The 19,529-nt window shown below is 60.7% G+C and carries 21 protein-coding genes; 16 read left to right on the forward strand and 5 right to left on the reverse strand.

Annotated elements, in window-relative coordinates; genetic code table 11:
• Positions 1-40 precede the first annotated feature (40 nt).
• Positions 41-733 carry a VOC family protein gene (locus AC1MBU_RS03795; RefSeq protein ID WP_479788636.1) on the reverse strand — a complete coding sequence of 231 codons (693 nt, stop codon included), beginning with the start codon at positions 731-733 and terminating at the stop codon, positions 41-43.
• Positions 734-801: 68 nt separating this feature from the next.
• Here AC1MBU_RS03795 and AC1MBU_RS03800 point away from each other — a divergent pair, with 68 nt between their 5' ends.
• A complete protein-coding gene (locus tag AC1MBU_RS03800) occupies positions 802-1,392 on the forward strand; it encodes a YdeI/OmpD-associated family protein (protein ID WP_277359412.1) in 591 nt (196 codons plus the stop codon).
• Positions 1,393-1,400: 8 nt separating this feature from the next.
• Here AC1MBU_RS03800 and AC1MBU_RS03805 read toward each other — a convergent pair whose 3' ends face one another.
• Positions 1,401-2,192, reverse strand: a complete 792-nt coding sequence (locus AC1MBU_RS03805; protein WP_479788638.1) for a tryptophan-rich sensory protein — start codon at positions 2,190-2,192, stop codon at positions 1,401-1,403.
• Between the two features lie 147 nt (positions 2,193-2,339).
• Between AC1MBU_RS03805 and AC1MBU_RS03810 the strand changes: the two genes are divergently transcribed.
• The 7 genes from AC1MBU_RS03810 to AC1MBU_RS03840 all read left to right on the forward strand — a co-directional run bounded on the left by AC1MBU_RS03810 (position 2,340) and on the right by AC1MBU_RS03840 (position 7,221).
• A complete protein-coding gene (locus tag AC1MBU_RS03810) occupies positions 2,340-2,660 on the forward strand; it encodes a hypothetical protein (RefSeq protein WP_346027932.1) in 321 nt (106 codons plus the stop codon).
• A 107-nt stretch (positions 2,661-2,767) separates the two neighbouring features.
• Positions 2,768-3,484, forward strand: coding sequence for a VldE C-terminal domain-containing protein (locus tag AC1MBU_RS03815; protein ID WP_479788641.1), 717 nt, complete (start codon positions 2,768-2,770; stop codon positions 3,482-3,484).
• Between the two features lie 92 nt (positions 3,485-3,576).
• Positions 3,577-4,452 (forward strand): class I SAM-dependent methyltransferase, encoded by an 876-nt coding sequence (locus AC1MBU_RS03820; protein ID WP_479788642.1) that lies wholly within the window; start codon positions 3,577-3,579, stop codon positions 4,450-4,452.
• 48 nt (positions 4,453-4,500) lie between these two features.
• Positions 4,501-5,334, forward strand: a complete 834-nt coding sequence (locus AC1MBU_RS03825) for an alpha/beta fold hydrolase (protein ID WP_479788644.1) — start codon at positions 4,501-4,503, stop codon at positions 5,332-5,334.
• A 28-nt stretch (positions 5,335-5,362) separates the two neighbouring features.
• A complete protein-coding gene (locus tag AC1MBU_RS03830) occupies positions 5,363-5,926 on the forward strand; it encodes a dihydrofolate reductase family protein (protein WP_479788646.1) in 564 nt (187 codons plus the stop codon).
• Between the two features lie 45 nt (positions 5,927-5,971).
• Complete coding sequence (locus AC1MBU_RS03835) at positions 5,972-6,268, forward strand: toxin-antitoxin system YwqK family antitoxin (protein ID WP_346027936.1); 297 nt, start codon at positions 5,972-5,974, stop codon at positions 6,266-6,268.
• Between the two features lie 704 nt (positions 6,269-6,972).
• Positions 6,973-7,221 (forward strand): hypothetical protein, encoded by a 249-nt coding sequence (locus AC1MBU_RS03840; protein ID WP_479788648.1) that lies wholly within the window; start codon positions 6,973-6,975, stop codon positions 7,219-7,221.
• A 61-nt stretch (positions 7,222-7,282) separates the two neighbouring features.
• Here the strand turns inward: AC1MBU_RS03840 and AC1MBU_RS03845 are convergent, their stop codons facing one another.
• Together AC1MBU_RS03845 and AC1MBU_RS03850 are read right to left on the reverse strand one after the other, a co-directional pair.
• A complete protein-coding gene (locus AC1MBU_RS03845) occupies positions 7,283-7,771 on the reverse strand; it encodes a hypothetical protein (protein WP_479788650.1) in 489 nt (162 codons plus the stop codon).
• A 123-nt stretch (positions 7,772-7,894) separates the two neighbouring features.
• Positions 7,895-8,095: a helix-hairpin-helix domain-containing protein gene (locus tag AC1MBU_RS03850; protein ID WP_479788652.1), complete on the reverse strand. Its 201-nt coding sequence runs from the start codon at positions 8,093-8,095 to the stop codon at positions 7,895-7,897.
• A gap of 458 nt (positions 8,096-8,553) precedes the next feature.
• On the opposite strand from AC1MBU_RS03850, the gene AC1MBU_RS03855 reads away from it, so the two are divergent.
• The 3 genes from AC1MBU_RS03855 to AC1MBU_RS03865 all read left to right on the forward strand — a co-directional run bounded on the left by AC1MBU_RS03855 (position 8,554) and on the right by AC1MBU_RS03865 (position 11,023).
• Positions 8,554-9,153, forward strand: a complete 600-nt coding sequence (locus tag AC1MBU_RS03855) for an RNA polymerase sigma factor (RefSeq protein WP_479788654.1) — start codon at positions 8,554-8,556, stop codon at positions 9,151-9,153.
• Positions 9,150-9,893: a hypothetical protein gene (locus AC1MBU_RS03860; protein ID WP_479788656.1), complete on the forward strand. Its 744-nt coding sequence runs from the start codon at positions 9,150-9,152 to the stop codon at positions 9,891-9,893. Before AC1MBU_RS03855 ends, AC1MBU_RS03860 begins: the two co-directional genes overlap by 4 nt.
• Before the next feature lie 239 nt (positions 9,894-10,132).
• Positions 10,133-11,023 (forward strand): hypothetical protein, encoded by an 891-nt coding sequence (locus AC1MBU_RS03865; RefSeq protein WP_479788658.1) that lies wholly within the window; start codon positions 10,133-10,135, stop codon positions 11,021-11,023.
• A 189-nt stretch (positions 11,024-11,212) separates the two neighbouring features.
• Here AC1MBU_RS03865 and AC1MBU_RS03870 read toward each other — a convergent pair whose 3' ends face one another.
• A complete protein-coding gene (locus AC1MBU_RS03870) occupies positions 11,213-11,725 on the reverse strand; it encodes a hypothetical protein (protein WP_479788660.1) in 513 nt (170 codons plus the stop codon).
• A 148-nt stretch (positions 11,726-11,873) separates the two neighbouring features.
• On the opposite strand from AC1MBU_RS03870, the gene AC1MBU_RS03875 reads away from it, so the two are divergent.
• From AC1MBU_RS03875 to AC1MBU_RS03895, 5 genes are all read left to right on the forward strand, one after another.
• Positions 11,874-13,364, forward strand: coding sequence for a peptidase M16 family protein (locus AC1MBU_RS03875; protein ID WP_479788663.1), 1,491 nt, complete (start codon positions 11,874-11,876; stop codon positions 13,362-13,364).
• A 117-nt stretch (positions 13,365-13,481) separates the two neighbouring features.
• Positions 13,482-14,207 (forward strand): AAA family ATPase, encoded by a 726-nt coding sequence (locus AC1MBU_RS03880; protein ID WP_479788664.1) that lies wholly within the window; start codon positions 13,482-13,484, stop codon positions 14,205-14,207.
• A 74-nt stretch (positions 14,208-14,281) separates the two neighbouring features.
• Complete coding sequence (locus AC1MBU_RS03885) at positions 14,282-15,517, forward strand: MFS transporter (protein WP_479788666.1); 1,236 nt, start codon at positions 14,282-14,284, stop codon at positions 15,515-15,517.
• A 99-nt stretch (positions 15,518-15,616) separates the two neighbouring features.
• Positions 15,617-16,975: a hypothetical protein gene (locus tag AC1MBU_RS03890; protein WP_479788668.1), complete on the forward strand. Its 1,359-nt coding sequence runs from the start codon at positions 15,617-15,619 to the stop codon at positions 16,973-16,975.
• A gap of 112 nt (positions 16,976-17,087) precedes the next feature.
• The gene (locus AC1MBU_RS03895; RefSeq protein ID WP_479788670.1) at positions 17,088-17,996 is read left to right on the forward strand and encodes a hypothetical protein; all 909 of its coding nucleotides are present in this window, start codon (positions 17,088-17,090) and stop codon (positions 17,994-17,996) included.
• Positions 17,997-19,529: the final 1,533 nt, after the last annotated feature.

A 19,529-nucleotide genomic window follows, 5' to 3' on the forward strand; every position in this document is an offset into this window, starting at 1 on the left:
CTCGCTGCACTTCGGCCAATGGCTGAATAGCGGGGGACGCTCAGGAAGCGGTGTTTTCGGTGTAGTCGTTGAGGTCTTCCTGCCGCTGCTTGACCCGGATCTCGCCGCCGTCCGGGTTGGGAAGTCGCAGGGATCGCCCGTAGTTCTCATCGATCAGGATCGCCGCGGTGGGGATGCGCGGCTGCAGGATCTCCACGTCACCGGAGAACTCGAAGGCGAGCTCCGTGCTGCCCTTGCCGGCTCCGTGAACCGCGATCAGACCGCCGTTCTTCGCCGTGAAGTGCACCCGGGACCCCGCCTCCGAGCTGAACCGCTTTCGGGCGCCGATGTCACTGAACACCTTCGCGGCGGCTGCCACGTTCGTCGCCAACCAGATGGGCATAACCGCCAGCCCTTCCTCCGCGGGCGCTGTACCGCGGAGCGCGGCCTCATAGGCGAGGAACGTCCGCCCGTCCTCCGCGGTAACCTGCGCTGCCGGCCCATCTGCAGTGTCAATAACGACGGCGGCTGTCCCTGCTTCAGCGGTACGGCGGGCGAACTCGGAGACGGCCCCGACCTCGAAGCTGAAGCTCACTGACGGCTGGTGTGCAACGTGCAAGGCAACGTGCCCACCGTCCGCGGTGAAAACCCGCCAACCCGGTGCATCCTCGACCTGACGCAATCCGAGAGCGGTGAACAGGTCCGAGAAGGCGTCGAAGTTCGGGGTGAAAACGATGGGCCGTACCCTGAGCATTTACTTCTCCTCCACCTGGATGTGCCGCTTGCAATCTAGCGCAACACGGCGTCCAGTACTCTCAACCCATGGCCGCTGAACTGCCCGAACTCCTCCTGCCCGATGCCCAGCGCTGGCGGGTGTGGCTGGAAGAGAACCATGCGTCGTCGTCGGGAGTGTGGCTGGTCCTCCACAAGAAGGGTGGAGCGGTGACCACCCTGACCTGGGCTACTGCCCTCGACGAGGCGTTGTGTTTCGGTTGGATTGACGGCCAGGCCAGAAAGCGCGACGGCGAGAGCAGCTTCCAGCGATTCACGCCTCGCGGGCCGCAGAGCATCTGGTCGCTGCGAAATGTAGGGCACATTGAACGGCTGGAAGCTGAAGGCAAGATGCGGGATGCGGGTCGCGCCGCCGTCGAACGGGCAAAGGCCAACGGCCGGTGGGAGCGCGCGTATGCGGGGTCTGCCACCGCCGTCGTGCCGGATGATCTTGCAGCCGCAATAGCGGTGAATCCGGACGCGCAGGCGATGTTCGACGTGCTCACCTCCCAGAACCGGTATGCGCTCATCTTCCGGCTCGGTCAGCTGAAGACAGAGGCCGGGCGGAGGAAAAGAATCGAGGCCTTCGTGGACATGCTCGCACGGCACGAGGCGCCCTATCCGCAGAAGCGGAAGCCCTGAGGCTAGCGTCAGCTGCCAGTCGCGGGATGTGACCGCCGCCTGGCTCTGACCGCAACGGTTGTGAGGATGACGGTGACCGCCGCGAGTCCTGCCGCAACCGCCGTCGTCGTCGATTCCGGCGCGCCGAAGGTGCGCCCCACCACGATCCAGGCCAGCCCCCAACAGATGGCAGCCGCAATCGCAAAGCGTCCGCTGCCGCGAAATGCGAGGAGCACGCCGATTCCGGCAACGACGGCGAGAACGATTGCGGCCCAGGCCGCCGGTGGGATGCCGAAGCCGCCGAAGCCCCCTGCGACGAGAGCTGCGGTGATGTTCGCGCAGACCGCCACGCAGACCCAGCCCAGGTAGAGTCCGAGCGTGCCGTCCGTTACGATTCCATCGATCGTGGAGGTGGGCTTCGTGGCGGTGAAGATGGCGAAGAGAACAGCCAGCACTGCGAGCAGGACGAGAATGACCAGGACGCTGCCGCCAAGTAGGCCGGCCTGGATCGACAGGATCCACGCGGCGTTGAGCAGCATCGACGCGGCAACCCACCAGCCGAGACGGCGCTGGCGGCGCGCGGTGCGCTGCGAGGGGAACCACTGGTAGACGGTGTACGCGCCCAGGCCTGCGTAGATGACGCTCCAGATGCTGAACGCCGCGCCGGCCGGTGCCAGGAGCGTGGCGTTCGAGCTGAGTGCGCCGCCGGCGGCCTCGTCGATCGGTGTGCCGCCGAGCGCGCCGGAACCGATGGCGGTGCCGACGATGCACAGAACAAAGGCAACCGTCACGCCGGTCTGCCGAACCCGATCCGAAGTCATCGGTTCTCCCTTCCTCGCTTTATCTCCACCATAGACACATCAGCCGGGCTAGTGAAAGGGCGTCTGCGGTTTCGACGGCGCGCGAAGGCTTCACCTGTGGGCGGGTTAGTGGAAGAGTGCTGTCAACACGCATATGGGGGTTCAAAAGTGATAGGACGACGACGTCTCACCGGCTCAGTAGCGACGGCTCTCCTTGCCGCTGTCCTCCTGACAGCGTGCTCAGGCCAGAACCAAAGCGACGACGACGGTCTGGCGACCTTCAGTTCCATGGATGACGCTTACGCAGCGGTCGACGAAGTGCTGCAGTGTGAAGCTGATCCGGCTGGCAGGCCGATTGTGCCTGCAGATGAAGGCAAACTGACCTCGGAGCAGAGACTGACGGATGTGGCAACGGGTGAGCCATCAACCTGGGACATTGAGCGCGTTGCCGATGAACTCAATGGGGAGTACTCCGCCGTCGGCTCGTGACCGGAACTATCAGCTTCGACTGGCGGTTAAGTCTTCACATTGAAGTTCGCTTTCGCTGAAGTTCCGCGATCCACCGGAAGGCACACGTCATCGTACGCAGGATCACTGTGACCAGCGCTGTGTTGCTCGCGCTGCTCGCCTCGGTGGTGTTCCTCGGTCCCCGATTGGTCGACGGCTTGCAGGCGGGCGGCGGCTCTCTGCTGGGACTCGCTGAATGCACGGTGGAGACTTCGGAAGGAGAAGTTGGACTCAACCGTGACGAGGCTCAGCTGGCGACGACGGCCGTGGCGCTGTTGGCTCGCGGTATGGACGCTCCGGACACTTCCACCATTGACGAGGCGGTATTGCAGCGGCTGGCCGAGGGCCCGCCCGAGGACGCCGGTCCCAGCTTGAGCTGCCGCGGATCAGCGGCCAGTGACCTGCCCGAACAGCAGTTGACTATCACCGGACTGACTCCCCGCGCGGAGCAGTTGCGCGTGGCGATGATGGAGGTGTTCGGTGACCAGAGCCTAGGCGGGTTTGCTCCGGGAGGTGTCGGTCAGGGGCACGGAGCTGACTCGACCCACTATGACGGACGCGCCATTGACGTCTTCTTCCGTCCGGTGACCGAGGAAAACCGGCGCGAAGGGTGGATTCTGGCCCATTGGCTTGTGGCTCATGCCGAAGAGTTCGACATTCAGTACGTCATCTTCGACGATCGGTTCTGGAGCGCGCACCTGGCTCGAGGTGGATGGCACGATTACGATGCGCCTGACCCGAGCAACGAGATCCTGCGCCACCTCGATCATGTGCATGTCGACGTGCTGCGTGGAGGGACTGACTGAACCTGCGGCGGTTGCTTCAGAGGACGGTTGATGCCGCCGCCGGACACCCTGAGACCTTCCGATGGGACGAATCAGCGCTGTAGTGTGATCGCGTGATCCTTCCCAACACCGTTCAAAACGCCGTGGCAGTCGCCGATCACTACGACGAGCTCGATCCGGTTTACCGGCACGTATGGGGCGATCATGTCCATCATGGGCTCTGGGCGACGGGCCATGAGACACCCGCCGAGGCCGTCGTCGCACTGGCTGAGACGGTCGGCGATCGACTGAACTTGATGCCTGGCGACGAATGCGTCGATATTGGCTGCGGCTATGGTTCCACCGCTCGGCAGCTCGCTGAGACACGTAAGGTTCACGTCACCGGCTTCACCCTCTCCGCTGAACAGGCCCACTACGCTGCCGAGCACCCCGAGCCCAATGTGGACATTCAAGTCCGCGACTGGCTCGACAACGGGCTGAGGGACGCCTCGGCCCATGCCGCATGGGCGATCGAGTCGAGCGAGCACATGGTCGACAAGCCCCGGTTTTTCGCCGAGGCGCATCGCGTGCTGGCGCCTGGCGGCCGCTTGGTCGTGTGCGCGTGGCTCGCGGAGACAGATGCAAGCGGTTGGAAGGTTAGGCACCTGCTCGAGCCGATTTGCCGTGAGGGACGGCTGCCCTCGATGGGTACTCGGGAGGAGTATGAGGCGATGGCAATGGCGGCTGGTTTCGTGGTCACTGACTATGAGGATGTCAGCGGCCGGGTTGCGCGCACCTGGACGATTTGCGCCCGTCGACTTGTGAAGGCCTTGCTCCTCGACCGTGACACCCGGCGCCTCGCTTTCAGAGCGCGCAATCGCATCTTCGTTCTAAGCATCCCGCGTCTGATCCTGGCCTACCGCACCGGCGCGATGCGCTATGGGATATTCACGTTGTCGAAAGCGGACGACGACGCAACGCCACCCCAGCCCGGTGAACCGCCGCTGTGAACATGAACCCCCTGACGATCGCCTCATGTTTGAAGTAAGTTTGGGCCCATGAATCCCCAGCACCTCCTGGTCGAGGCTTCGGATGGCAGTCAGCTCGCTGTGAGCCGGTGGCAAGCCCCGGGACCTGCAATCGTCTTCTTACACGCTGGAGTAGCGGATAGACGTTCCTGGACCGCGGTTGCGGCTGAGCTCCAGGGAGACGGTTTCGACCTCGTCGCATATGATCGGCGGGGTTACGGTGACACCCCGGCCGCTGTGGAGTCTTCATCATTTACACACGTTGAGGATCTGCTCACTATCATCGACAATCTGGGCCTCGAGCGAGTCCTCCTCGTTGGCAACTCGATGGGTGGGGCAGTCGCGCTCGATACTGCGCTGATGCACCCTGATCGAGTCAAGGGACTGGTACTTATCGGTGCTGCGGTGTCTGGCATGACCGACGAGGACACTCCGTTTGACTGGCAGCCGGATGACGCGTCCCGACCGCTCATGGCGCGCGCAGATGACCCCAAGGCGACAGAAGACGACAGGATTCGTGCGCTTGCTCATCTGTGGCTGGATGGGCCAGGGGCCGCGGAAGGCCGAGTCGCGGGTGAAGCCCGTGACCTCTTCAATGCGATGAACCGGAAGATTCTCGCGGTCGCTGCGCCAGACTCAGCCGGCAGCAGCGGTACTGATGCCTGGACCCGACTTGGTGAGGTGAGCGTGCCGGTGCTGTGCACCTGGGGTGATCTCGATCTGCCCTGTGATGTGCCGTTCTACGAGGAGACAGCACGCCGGATCGGGCAAGGGGCCGTACAGGTCTTACCCGAGGTGGCACACCTGCCCGGCCTCGAGAAGCCCGCCCTCATCGCAGAGTTGGTGCGCGAAAGGGCTCGCTGATGAATGCCGTCCCGGGAAGACTGATGCCATGCGCAACCTGACCTTCGCAATGAATCTGAGCCTGGACGGCTACACCGCTGCGTCGGGTGACGGGCTCGGCTGGGGTGTTTCGAGCGACGAGCTGTTCCAATGGTGGTCCGACCGCGTCGGGTCGACTGATTTGGCGCTGTACGGGCGCAAACTGTGGGAGACGATGAGCTCACACTGGCCGACCGCGGACCAGCAGCCAGGCGCAACACCGGCGCAGATTGAGTACGCGGGCCGCTGGCGGGAGATGCCGAAAGTGGTGTTCTCCTCGACAATCAGCACGGTTGACTGGAACGCCCGCTTGGTTACCTGCGACGCGGTTGCCGAGATCACCCGGCTCAAAGCCGACGACGGCGGCCGCATGGACATCGGCGGCGCCACCCTCGCATCGGCGGCCATGCGGGCAGGCCTAATCGACGAGTATGTACTCGTCACCCATCCCGTGTTGGTGGGCGGCGGCACGCCGTTCTTCACGGCCCTGGACAACTGGGTGAACCTAAGCCTGGTAGAAATCCGGACGTTCCCCAATGATGTGGTCGTGGCCAGGTACGAGACCAGGCGCTGAACGCCTGTTCCCGTTTGTGAAATTTCCCGGGCATAGAGTAGGCGGATGGCTGCAAACGCGAAGAAGTCTGAAGTCATCGATGGTTACACCGTCAAGTACCACGCGAACGGTACTACCCGGTGGTCGAAGGGACGCATCGAGAATGGGAATCCGGTCGGCTACTGGGAGTGGTACCGAATAGATGGCACCGTAAAACGGTCTGGATATTTCGACGCCGGCGAGCCGGTGGGGCAATGGACCACATATGACAAAGACGGCAAGCCATACAAGGTGACTGATCGGGGCCAAGTCAGTGCAAAGCTGCCAGACCAGGACTTTGGGCGGGATTCAAGAAGCGGGTAACGCTGCAAGGAAGGTACGATCCGAAAATTAAGGGGGAAATGAAGGATTTAAGGCTGATCGGCATGATCATCATGGCTATTGGAGCGACCCTTGTGGCGGCTATGTTCGCTTTGATGCTGTACTCAAGGATGCTTCACCCGAATTCGGTGCCTATCCTCCTGGGTTTTTGCTCATTCTCGGTGGCGGTATTGGTGCGACTGGCGCAATCCTGCTGGCTATCGCCACGGTCCGGCTCCATCGCAACAAGAACCCCAGAAGCTAAACGCGAAGAGTGTTCGCTGAGGGATCGAATTGCGCCACAAGCTGTGGCGCAATTCGATCCGTCAGCGTTCAGGTGCACATTGCGGGTTCGGCTTAGGGGCGGTTCAGGTCAGGCCGAAGCCGATCGACGTACGCCCTCCGCTTAGGATGCAGTGATGAGCTCCTTGAACGTCCTGATGTTCCGTCCGCAGGATTCTGTCTTTGTCGCTTCGGAGTTCAGCCACAGATCCCGCCGCTCAAGACGTCGAGAGAGCAAGCGGTTAGACATCCTCATTGATGGCCGGCCTTTGCGATTGTGGTGGCGGGACTGGGAACAACCGGAGTACGACTTCGACGTACCCGTACCCGTACCGCCCCTAGTCACTCGCCTTTCTCGATCATCGATGCGGGAAGCTCTGATACAGCTAGGGCAGCTCCGTGGGTCAAGTCCCGGAGGTAGACCGATGACCGCTGAGCTGTTCTATTGCGGGGAATGTTTCGACGTATCGGACGGAATCCTCGGCGTACAGGTCAGTCGGGGCCAGAGCACAGTGACGTGGCAGAGGTTTGGTTGGATTGATGAGTCCGACGGCATCACCGAAGATGCTCTGATCACCAACGCACCACCCATCACCTTCGATGCTGCCGCGTACGACCGCGCCCTGGATGATGCTCAAGCCGCCCTCGCCAGCTTTTTCCGCCGCAGTCGGTAAAGAGAAACAGCTCCGGCATGAACTGTCCGGTCAGGGATCGAGTTCAGAGGGCGGTGTTTATCTATGCCGTTGTCAGGGACATTGATACGGAGCCGGCTGAAACCAAGAGGCACAGGATGCAGATGCAGTAAGTGCCGAGATTCCTATTTTCCGGCAGTATGACCTTCTTCCGTGGCCATAGCCAAAGAACAACCCCGAAGAGAGCCAGAGGGAGGAACAGCACCAGTGCTACCGGTTGGACCAGGGCAACAAACCCTATGGCTGCAAAAACAACAAGAGAAGTCACAGCACACAGCGTCCTTAGACGCTCCAATTGCCGGTCTCCGTTTTTGTCGTACAGCCACCAACGACCGATCTGCAGAATTAACGCCACGATAATCCCGGCAACAACAGGCGATGAAAAACGTTCAGCCGGCGGAGCGCTGGACCCCTCCGGAGACAAACCCGGCAACACCAGCCGCACCAAACCGGCCACTACCCCAAACGCAACCGGCCCGAGGAAGGTTACCCAGAAGGTCACACGAGCTTTCGCTGCGCTCTCATCATTCACAGGTGAACCGTAACCGAACGGGCCCAAAACTTCCCAAGGGACGCGTTATCCACCGCCCGAGAAAGCGTACGGTGGAGGATCGGCTCAGCCCAGACGGTCGCTCCCATGCGATCATCCCGCCGGTTACAGATTGCGTGCATCCTTCAATAGCTTTAGGGCCTTTGGGCCGACTCCATGGACGTCCCTTAACTCATCAAGGTTGGCGGGTAGGTCCGGCAGCGAGTTGTAACCAGCGTCGATGAGGGCGCCGGTTGCTGGCCGACCGATTTTTATCCCGTCGAATGTCGGGCCGCGGTCGCGGGAAACACCGCTGTTGTCGGTCATACCGTCTCCTTCACTTGTGGTCGGGATGCAGGAGCGGCGCAATTTCGCGGTAACCGTTCAGCGCCGAGGTCACCGCACCGGCGACGTCCGCACACAATGACAAAACAAGGGCGTCCGCTGACTACTCCTTGGACCCTTGGTCGACGCCCTCGTGGTACGAGCGTAAGCCGTGTTTCACGGCAAATCGAATGATCCAGTACAGGACAAAGGCAACAACTGCGATCAAAAGAATCCACAGAACGAGCATGACAATAACGAAATCGATCCCACCAACCTGCACTAGCTTCCCCCAAACACGAGACTGAGATGATCGCTACAGACTACCGAAGCCCAGTGGACCATTAGGACCCAAGCACAGTGCTCGAACGGTGAGGGATTGTGGCTGACCGGTAGATGCCCGTAAGAGAAGATGTTCGTCTGCGGTGTAACTTTCCGGGGATGGGCGGACACTACAGGGTATGGGGACGATGAATCCTGGCGATGGCGACTTGTGGTCGCGCAGCCTTACCGGTGATGGGGATGCTTTCGGTGTCCTGTTCGACCGTCACCGGGATCGCGTGTACAGACACGCGTACCGGCTCGCGCGGAACCGACACGATGCTGAGGATACGAGCGCTGCAGCGTTCCTCGAGTTGTGGCGCCAGCGACGCAAAGTCCATCTCGTGCAGGGATCTGTCCTCCCCTGGCTGCTGGTCACCACTACAAACTGCGCACTGAATCTCCGCCGTGCGACCCGTCGCTACGACGCCTTGCTGCGAAAGCTGCCCCGTACCCCTGACGCAGCCGATCCAGCGGATACCTACCTACAAAGCAGTGGGCTGGACGCCGTCGGGGAGCGCCTTGCAGCAGCGCTGCGCGCCTTGAAACCGGGGGACCTGCAGCTGATCACGCTGGTCGCCCTGGAGGGATACGACATCTCCGCCGCCGCGACCATTCTCGAACTCAGCCCGGGCACCGCGAAGACCAGGCTGCACCGAGCTCGGCACAAACTACGGGCCGAGCTGCACGACGCCGATGAACCACGACTGCTTACCCTCTCCGAGGAGAGACCCTCATGAACCTCGAACAGATGGACAAAACTTTCAGCCAAGGCTTACGCGCTGCACTCGTCGAGCAGGTCAACACCAGCTCTTCAGCGAAGGTTCGACGGCACCGCTGGTGGATAGGCGCAGGAGCCTTTGCCGGTGTCGGACTCATCGGCGGAGTAGGCGCCGCCACCGCAGGATTCTTCACCGAGCCAGGAAGCGACATCGTCACCGAACTCGGGGCTCCCATTGCAGGGGCTTACACCGGAACCCAAACCATCGACCTCGGTCCCCGGCCGGAGGGGACCACCCACGTTGTCGTGCGCCTGACCTGCCTCAGTACCGGCACCATCTACTGGGAGGGCGGAGCGAATATGACTTGCACAGCCAAGGACGAAGGAGCACAGGGAACCATGTCTCTCCCATTGGGGGCGGGCCAGACCACCACACAGGTGAAGGCCAGTGAGCCCGACGTCAGATACGAGGTGAAAGCCAACTACGAGAACCGGACACCCACCGAGTGGGCGCTCAACGACAACGGGGACACCTACGGCACAACCAACGAAGGAGGGGAACCCGACCTCATTTCGGCCATCGCGACAAACGGGAAACTCGGCTACGTCTACGCCAAGGACCTGCAGGGACCGGAGATCAACAACCCGGAAGAGGCACTCGAATACATGGAGTCTGTCAAAGGAACAACGCTCATGGTCCCGGTATACGAATCCGACGGAGAAACCGTCATAGGCGAATTCCACGCCGGAAGCTGGTAATCCCCGGCACGTGCGGTGAAGGATCGGTTCTCGGCTGCAGGTGGGGATGTAAGGATGAGCTGATGAAAATTCCTTCACAGTTGCTTCTGGATGGGCCTCGCGGGAGACGTCTGTGTTTGGAGCTCGCGATGGAGCTGGATCCTGATATCAGGCAGAGTGCTTTTCGGTTGGCGCACAGCCTCGATCCGGCAAGTGGAAAATCGAGGGTCTTGATAGGAGCCGATACTGGGGAAACCGCCGTGCCGTTCCTCGGTTGGTCTCCGGCCGAGCTAGCAGAGGCAATCGTTTCGCTCGACTCGGCTCATGTCGGTGCTGGTGCGGCCAACGCCGCTCTGCAACGGTCAGTAGAGGCGGCGCGGTACTGGCAGGAACCAGACGGAGAAGACATCCTCGCTGGACTTCCTGAAGTACGCGAAGCCTTCGCACCCATCGCGGATAAGATCTTGGCTCTGCCGTCAATGCAATGGCTCTGCGAGCCGCGGCGCATCGAACAGTGGGCGATCGATTGGCGATCAACTGATGATCCGGCCCCGTTGCCACGTGCACCCCGGCAAGCACTATCGAAATGGGCACAGGACGAACGAGCGGAAGAACTACGTGCCTCCCGGGAACGCCCGAAGGATCCACAAGCCAACTGGTCCGGAACCTGGTGGTCCATACCGCAAGGAATCATCAGCACCGTCGGCCAGATCCCGGCAGGGCTAAATCTCATCGAGGATTCCTTGGGCTGGGAACAGGCAACCGTCATCCCCGTCCGCGGAATTGGCACAACGTATAAAATCCGCACCGCAGATGACTGGATAACACTGTGCCGGAAGCACCCGCTGGAAGTCACCGCCTCACGCCGACACGACTGGTTCAAGACAACTGGCCGGAACGGCCGCTGGGTCCTCCCGGACTGGGAACGAGTGGCCGATGAATGGGACGCCGTGCACCTGACAGGCTTGGGTTACCTCAGCAGCGCTGGCCGGGCACTCCCCGTTGATTCCGACACGTCATCGGTCATCGCCGGCTGGGACCCAGACCGCACATTCTGGCTCACCGACGTGGCTCGAGAATGGGAAGCACCACGACAGGCATGGCACCGCCCCTCACCTCAAGAAGAAGCGTGGACGCAACTTCCGAAATAACGAAGGCGCGACGGTTTGTACGCTGAGGGATCGTTAGAGCCGACCTAGGCCAAACAAGGTGCGGCTACCCAGAGCTGGACGTTGCCAGAAGAGTTTCGTTGCACTTGGCGGAGGACTTCTACCCGGTGATTGTCCAACGAGCTGTTGGACAATCACTTCTCGCGCCTCCGGTCCATCTCTTTATTCGCTCTACGGCAGTAGAAACGCGAGCCACTGCTCCGGGCCCCACACATACGTGTCATCGCAGCTGTAACCTCGTAGCCAAGGCTGCCCGTCCACGACCCGGAGGTAGAACCCCTTCGGGTACTCCACGTCCTCGCTTACGGGTTCGGACGCGATGTGGATCGCTCCACTCGGCGCGCGACCGGCGGACAGGACGGAGTCCGGTGCGTTCGCCTGGTCCTTCAGCGCCAACCGGAGATAAGGGCCGGTCACCAAGGGACAGAGTTCCAGCCCCTGGCTCCTCGCGGAGGCGAAGACCTGGGACTGGGCAGCACCTTCCTCCAGGCCGAGCTGCGCGACGGTTCGTTCCACGATTCGTAGTGTTTGACTCACTGGTGCATCGAACGCTGGGTGAGCGAGCAGGGTCTCTGCATGGACGTTGAGCTGCACGCCTGCATCCCGCAATGACTGGACGACTTCGGTTCGCGGCTGCCCGCCGACCCGGACCAGGAGACCCTCAAGCATTGCTGTGCTCATCATGAAACGATTCTCCATTACTGGCAGATGGACAACAGCATCGTGTAGTTCCAGACTGCTACCTGGCACGGGGTGAGGGATCCTGCGTGCTAGCGAGAGTGGGGGATGTCGTGGTCACTTCGCCGTCACGTCTGCTGAGAGAATTCGATTCATGCTGCAAAGGGTCGAAAGAAATGATCACAACGGTATCCAGTCGTATTGGCTTGATACCGATGACCGTATGTGCACGGGCACATTGGTCTTCGGGGTTGGACTCCGCGATGAACCTGTTGCGTTGGCCGGCATCACGCATCTGATCGAACACATCGTGCTGCGTCGCGTCCAGCCAATGACCGTGCGCCATGGAGGAAGCGTCGATACGAACACCACGGAATTCCACGCCTCCGGCAAGCCCGATGCGGTGGCTGCGTTCCTCAACAGCGCCGCTGAAGTCCTTTCGGACTTCGCAGCCCTCACAGAAGAGGACTTGGCGCTGGAGAAAGCGTCCATCCAAGCGGAGAACCCATGGGAATTCCAGAACCTATCCGCAGGGCTCCTGACTTACCGATTCGGAGCCAAAGGACCTGGGACCGCGCAGATCGGCGCCCCGACGCTATCCGCGATCACCGCAGATGAGGCTACTGATTGGGCGAAAAGCTGGTTCTCCAGCGCGAATGCCGCTCTGACATTCAGCGGCCCCGTGCCAGCTGCTCTTGATGTCCGACTGCCTTCTGGCAGTCCAACAGTCCGCGACGAACCGATCCCGGTTATCACAGAACCGACCTTGGTCATGTCATCGAAGGTAGGCATCGCCCTGTCCCTGACCGTCCCCATTCGTCACGGCGCGCTCCTGGCCGACGCGTTGTACCACGAGCTACGGAAGCGGCTGAGTCACGATCACGGTTTGATCTACTCAGTCGATCCGATCATTACCGTCCTAGGCCAAGACACCGTGCAGCTTGATCTTGTGCTCGATCCGATTGAGGAGAGCACCCACAAGACCCTGAACGAAACACTCAAAGCTCTCAGCGACATTGCCAGATCCGGGTTCAGTGCTCATGCGGTCGAGTCCGCCCACAACGATTACGTTGTGGATCTTGCCTGGGATGAAACCGTACCAACCCAATATCTCGACCAAATCGCCATCGACGGGCTCTTCCAAGTAAAAACACCTACCCGTGAAGAACTGCTCGAGCTAGAAGGCGAAACGGACGCAGCGGCTCTAACCGCGACGTTGAAGGACAGCCTGAAGACCTTGATCGTCGCAATGGACAGTGACGTCAAACCCAAGAAGAAGAAATGCCGGGACGCAAGTCTAACGATCGACCCGTATGAGATCTGGCAAGACCATGACACAACCGAACCTCAACAGGATCAAACTGGTCCTCAACCGAATGTGTGGCCGAACAAATCGAATAAGAGCGTTCTACAGCTCACCGACACGCATCTGGTGAAACACCGAAGCTCCAAAACCAAGGCCATCAAACTGACAGATGTCGTCCTGGTCGGAGACCGCAGCAGCGGAGAAATCGCGCTCCTGGACAGTCGCGGACGAAGCACCGAGCTCGACGTCCACCAATGGAAAAACAGTAGAAACCTCCGACGAGCCCTAATGTCCGCCTTCCCACCCGAAATTATCCGCACCTTCCCCAAAACATGGTGAGCGCCTACATGCCATAACTTCAGCAGTAGCCAGCGGGCGGTGAGGGATCGGGCTGAGAGCCGAAGGTGGAGTGCACACTGTCCGGGCGCTGGAGAGAGCGCCTGCGAGAATGGGCGCATGCCTCTCCACAAGTATCCGATCCGGCGGTTGGCTGAGGACCCTGGGAATGTTCTTGATCGTGGGCAATGGCCGGCGAGCCTGCCACCTGTCACTCAACTGCTTGACGAGGGTCTCGATCTGACGTCAGCAACCATCCTGGTGGGCGAGAACGGGTCAGGGAAATCGACCCTCGTGGAAGCCATCGCACTGGCCTACGGTTTGTCCGCGGAAGGTGGTTCAACGGGGGCGCGGCACACTACTAGGTCAAGCGAGTCCGTACTCGCCGACCACCTGCAGCTCGTCAGAAATGCCGGTACCACCAGGCGGGGATACTTTTTGCGTGCTGAAACGATGCATGGCTTCTTCACCTACCTTGAAGCCAATCCCCGCCCTCCCGACCGGCCGGATATCCCGTTCCATGAAATGTCCCACGGCGAGTCATTCCTGGAACTGGCTGCAGATCGCTTCCGAGGGCACGGACTGTGGGTTCTCGATGAACCTGAATCCGCCTTGTCCTTCACCGGCTGCCTCACTCTCCTTGCAGCACTAAAGGACCTCTTAGCCCAAGGAAAGTCCCAAGTCATCATGTCAACACACTCACCACTCCTAGCGGCTCTTCCAGGCGCGCGAATCCTCGAAGTGGGCACATGGGGTTTGCGGGACCGCCGCTGGGAAGATCTTGACCTCGTTACAAATTGGCGGTCGTTCCTGGACGTGCCGCAGAGATACCTACGGCACATCTAACACGCCAGCGAGAGCTCAAGTTGAGCCTGCCCGTTGAAGGATCGGTGAGCGGGACTCTCCCTGGCGATTTGTGCTTGGCCAATGATGAAGCAATGTCTCGGGGGATCAGAAATTTACGGAGCCGTGAAGGGGCGGCACTGCTCGCTGGTGGGTTCACGAACGGGCCGGCTGAACTGATTGATTTCCTCATCCCGTTATGGGCCGGAATTGCCCTTGGTGTGGGAGCCTCCCAGGTCGGGTTTTTGGTAGCGGCTGAACTGATCGTCTCTGTTTTGGCGCGGCCGGTGGCCGGTTGGTTAGCAGATATAAGGGAGCGACGGACTCTTGCCGGCATAGGCGCGGTTCTTTACGGGCTGTCCTGTGGCGGGTATGCGATTGCTGACTCCATGGCCATCGCCTATTTGGCTGCCATACTCGGAGGTGTTGGAGGTGCCCTGCTGTGGGTATCGCTGCGGGCGGTCATCAGTGAGCGTCTGTCCACCGACTCCAGCGTTTTTGCCCGTTTGATGTCGGCGCAGGAGACGGGCATGTGGGTCGCCTTCGTCGCCGGTCTGCTGTTGCTGGCACAAACTGATCTCTTCCCGCCGGTGTTTCTGGCCTGCGGAGCAGCCTGCCTGGTTGGTGCGGTGGTGCTGTTCGCCAGTCCGGCCATGTCGATCGAGGCGGCCAGCGCAGCACGTGCGGCGGTCGGGCTGACCGGCTCAAGCTCCCGTGCCGTTGCGATGAAGTTGCGGCCAATGCTGATCACCGTCGTAATGACCGCCTTGGCCGAATCGGCCGTGGGCATCTTGCTGCTGCTGCACCTGCAAAGAGGATTCAATCTTGGTGTCATCCAAACCGCGTACGTATTCCTGCCCGGAGCGATTGCCATGGGCGTATTACCGCCATTGCTGCACAAGCTGGTCCTCCGCGTCGGGCGCCGCCGCGCGGTGATTGCAGCTTCGGTGTTCAGCGGTATCTTTGCCGTGTCCCTGGCGTGGGCACCGGGACCCGCGGTGATAGCCGCCTTGTGGATTTTATGCGGGGCCGCCTGGGCTATGCTGATGCCGATCGAGCAAGCCGTCATCGCAGAAGCGGCACCCGGACAGGTCGGCCGCGCCATGGGCATCTACACTTCCGCAGGGCTGATCGGAGCAGCCATAGGAGCATTCGCCGCCGGCTTGCTCTACGAATTCAGTTCCTGGCAGGCGGCATGCCTGATCTCCGGACTAATCATCCTCTCCGGAGCCGCACTTGGACCTTGGGCCATCCGCCGACTGGGAGTGCAAGACATACCCACAGAACAACCAGCAACCATCCCGCGCCCGTAAACGGCAACAGCTCATTGTTCCTCCGTCCTATCCGTCCGGTGACCGATGGTACTGGTGTGGGTCCGGATGCGCTGTTTGAGTGCGTTGTAGCATTGGCGCGTGTCTACGCCCCGGAACCCGCTCGTGCCTCTCGGCGCCGTCATGATTGGTCGGACCGTGATCGTACCCGATGCGGAAAGGCCCGTCGCGGCAATTATTGACGAGGATCAGACAGTCCGGTGGGTCACCTGGCCTGAGGCTCCCTTGCCCGACCGTGCGATCGGCGAGGTGCAACTCCTGCCCACGTCCAAGGGGACGTGGGTGATCTATCAGGCTGAGGATACAGAAGGCCCCGATTATCTGGTGCAGCGAACGGCTGTCTTCGTCACCCCGAACGGTGTCACCGCGGCATGCGATCTTGGGCAGGGCCGACCGGTGGGTGTTGATGCCGACGGTTTGTGGGTCGGTGATCCACGGGACGCATCGGCGTGGATGGAATCGCCTGATTCCGCAGAGACCGCGAAGGAAGCGGTTGGGACGGAAGACCTCACTACCGAGGGGATGGAGTGGGTTCCGTCGGAACCGTTCTGGCCCGGCGAAGCAGGGAGCGAGGGCACGGCTGCGGTCTCGGCGCCAGTGTTTGAACATGCCGGCGGCGCAAGCGATGCAGGACAGCGGACCGGGTGCCTAACTCATTTCGGCACCGCTGCCGATGATGACACGTCGGTTGGTGAGCCGGGTCCTCCATTGCCGACTCCTGGGACCGAGCTCGTGCGAATCAGTACTGACGGTAAACGGACCGTGATTCAGGTTGATCACCTCGTGCACCGTGTAGATGTCTCCCAGGACACCTTGACACTCCAGTACTTTCCTACCGGACCACGGCAGGTCCCACTCGGCAATGATCTCGGCTGGGATGTCGTGTATGAACCCGAACAGGTCGTCATCGACATTGCAGACGGGCTACCGGAGAGAATCGAGACCGAGCAGCTCCCGTCGAAACCGGCACCGCAGGACTACGAGGAAGAGTCTGAGCAAGACTATGGGCGGCACCAAGTCGCCGCCGCTCAGTGGCAAGACCGTCTCGAGCTGGACGGCGTCCAGGGCGCTGCATGGCCCCTCCGTAACCTTCGTGAGGAAGCGCGCACTGGCGCTACCTCCAAACTCCGGGAACAGTTTGAAACCCTCGCGAGACCCAACATCGTGTGGACGTATGACCACCCGTCACTCCGGCTCGGGCGCAGCGACTACCGGAACGTGAGTGTCACGGAAGAAGAAGCCTGGCCAGCTACCGAGATCGTCGTGTCATTCGAGCACATCACGGTGCCGAACCTTCGCCTGCGCAGACGCTACCGCGTATTCAACGATGCCGGGCGTCCTCGCGAATGGGCGTACGCCACCGTTCACCTCGACGAGGACCTCCACACAGGGAACATCCCACCCGTATCCGCTGCAACCAACGGTGTCCTCGACATCTAACACCAACTGAGAACCAGCACGGTGAGGGATCCGGTTTTGGCCGGAGCCGGTAGATTCTGCGAGAAGTGCTTTTGGTGGCTTGCGTTGACCGTTCGTATTTGGTGAAGGACTTATGGATCTTGAAGTTTTTGTGATGCAGGCCAGGCTGTGGAACCGGGATCCGGGTCCCCAGCACAATGCGCTGGTGAAGAAGCTCAGCTCTGAGGACGCTGAGACGATCATTGATCTCTTCGGGCAAGCCCAGCGCAGCGCGTCCGAGTTATTCATCCAATGGGAGGCTAGGCCCGAGTCCCAGGCACTCTTCGCGGCGAAGACCGTTAAACCGGACAAGGGCAATCCGCCAAACCCCCAGGACTTTGACCCCGCAGCCCCTCCATTACTGGGCAGGGTGGATGACCCGCAGCCCTTCAGCTACGAGCAGTGGCTGAAGGGCTGGTGCCTGTATCAAGTCCTCGTCGGCAATGTCCCACCGTCCGATGGACACTTTCTGGAGCAGCCTGATCGGCCTGCAATGTTCGACTTCTTCGAGGGCATGATTGGGAACGGACTCCCAGATGCGTTCGAGGAAGCCTATGAGCGCAGCACCAATACGCTGTGGCCCCTCAAACCTCGTGATGACGAACCGCGCTTCCTCGAATATGCAGAACAGCTCGGACATGCTCCTCGCCGGGTGCAGTTATATCGGGCAACCATGAGAGAAGTGGCCATGGACATCAACGCATCCGAATCATGGCGGCAGTGGTGGTTGAGTGGACCCTTACGGGCAGTGGAGTTCGGGATCGCCGAAAGTCGCGCCATGTACCCTGGCGCTGCAGCTATGCACACTGGACAGGAACCAACGTCTACACGCATGCGGAAGAAGGGTCTCAGGATCATCGGCCACATCACGCCGAGCCTGGACCGCATACTGCAGACGGATGAATCAGACATACCGAAACTCGTACTAGCGGACCTGACCATACTGCTGCGAAAGGTTCACCAGAAATACGCCTTCACCGGGCAGATGCCCGCTGCCAGGTAGAAAAGCCAGGCCTGCCCACTAGATCAGTGGGCATCCCCTTTCAGTAGGTGCGCTGAGCGATCCGTTACTAGTCGGGTTTAGGGGCAGGGATCGCCAGCCGAATATCCTTGCACTGCTCCTCGCGCGCCCTGATACTCACGGCCCGCTCCGCGATGAAATCTCTCGCCATCTGGCAAGTCGCTGTAGGTCCGCGTTCGGCTCAAGTCCCTGCGGCGAGCGGACAGTCCGACGATTGTCACCACACCACCAGCTCCTATGAGGAGTGACGCGGCGACGAGGATCGCAACTGCCAAAGGAGCGCTTTCGCCCTCGAAGACATCGGAGAACTGAAGCGCGAAGGTGATAAGACCGAGAATAAGTAAAGTTCCGCCGATATTCAGCAGCTTGGTGTGAGACATCATTCCCCCAGAGTTCGATACTCCATTCAAGCATTGGGACGCGATATGGAATAGACCCTACGAGGGACGTCGAGACCTTCCCCCGATGGCAGTACGACTTCCTCCGATGCGCGCCCGCCAGAGGCAAAGGTGAACTCTGGGCTGACCCAACGAGGTACCTGCGTTACCCTACTTCGCAATCAGTCACGCCTGATGTACCCATCGCCGCCGAAGTCCAGGGCGGTGAGGGATCCGTCGAGCTGATGGTCTTGTTGCTGAGTATCACGGGGACAACAATGGGCCAGATGGGGAACTCAAAGGAGCGAAGCGAACTTCGCCGCTCAAGAACACTTCTAGTCTCTGCGCTTCTTGGTGTCGGATTCGTAATCTGCGCAACGCTGTTCGCATCGCTCATGTCCAGATACTTCTGGGTTGAAGATTCAGGAGTAGAGGAAGGATCGGCCACATTCGATCATCTGGTGAGCGCGACTCCCAGCGAACAAGGACTGTTTGCCTTCGCGGGTCTGCTGATTGCCATTGGAGTCGTTGCCTGGATCTGGAGGCCTTCCCCTCCTAGTCAGTGGCGCGGAGCGCGGGACTAGGAGGTTCAGTAGCGTCGCTCCGACAGGATCCCGCCCCGAACGGTGAGGGATCCGACCGGGCTGTTCTGTCCGGCGCTAGGCTGAGGTCACTCAGCCCATGAATTAGGGCTGGCGTGCGTATGCCGACGGAGGCCGTTATGAATATCGAGTCCCCGATAGATCCTCGCTTGATTCCCTTTGAGCAATACGAAACGTCCTTCGAAGTGAGGGACTGGTTCGGCATCGATACTGGTGGACCTGCTGAGGCTGAGACCTCCGCTCGGATAACCGAGGCTTCTATCTGGGAAGTCCTTGAATGGGCTAGCCAACCAAGGGAACCGCGACCTGTTGCTAGTTTCATTTGGGCAGTAGAAGCTAGTGGGCCAACAAGGGTCCTGCTTGGCGTATTGGATTGGTCGGAGGACATCTCTCAGCCGCCAGTGCAACGCGCCACTCTGCCGGAGCCGGACTCAGACGAGGGTTGGAAGTACTTCAATCGCCACCAATAGGGTGCGGTGAGGGATCCTCGTATCCGGCGCTACACGAGGGGTTGCGAGCAACTGCCCGGCACAATG

This window comes from Arthrobacter sp. PTI12, from assembly GCF_056679915.1.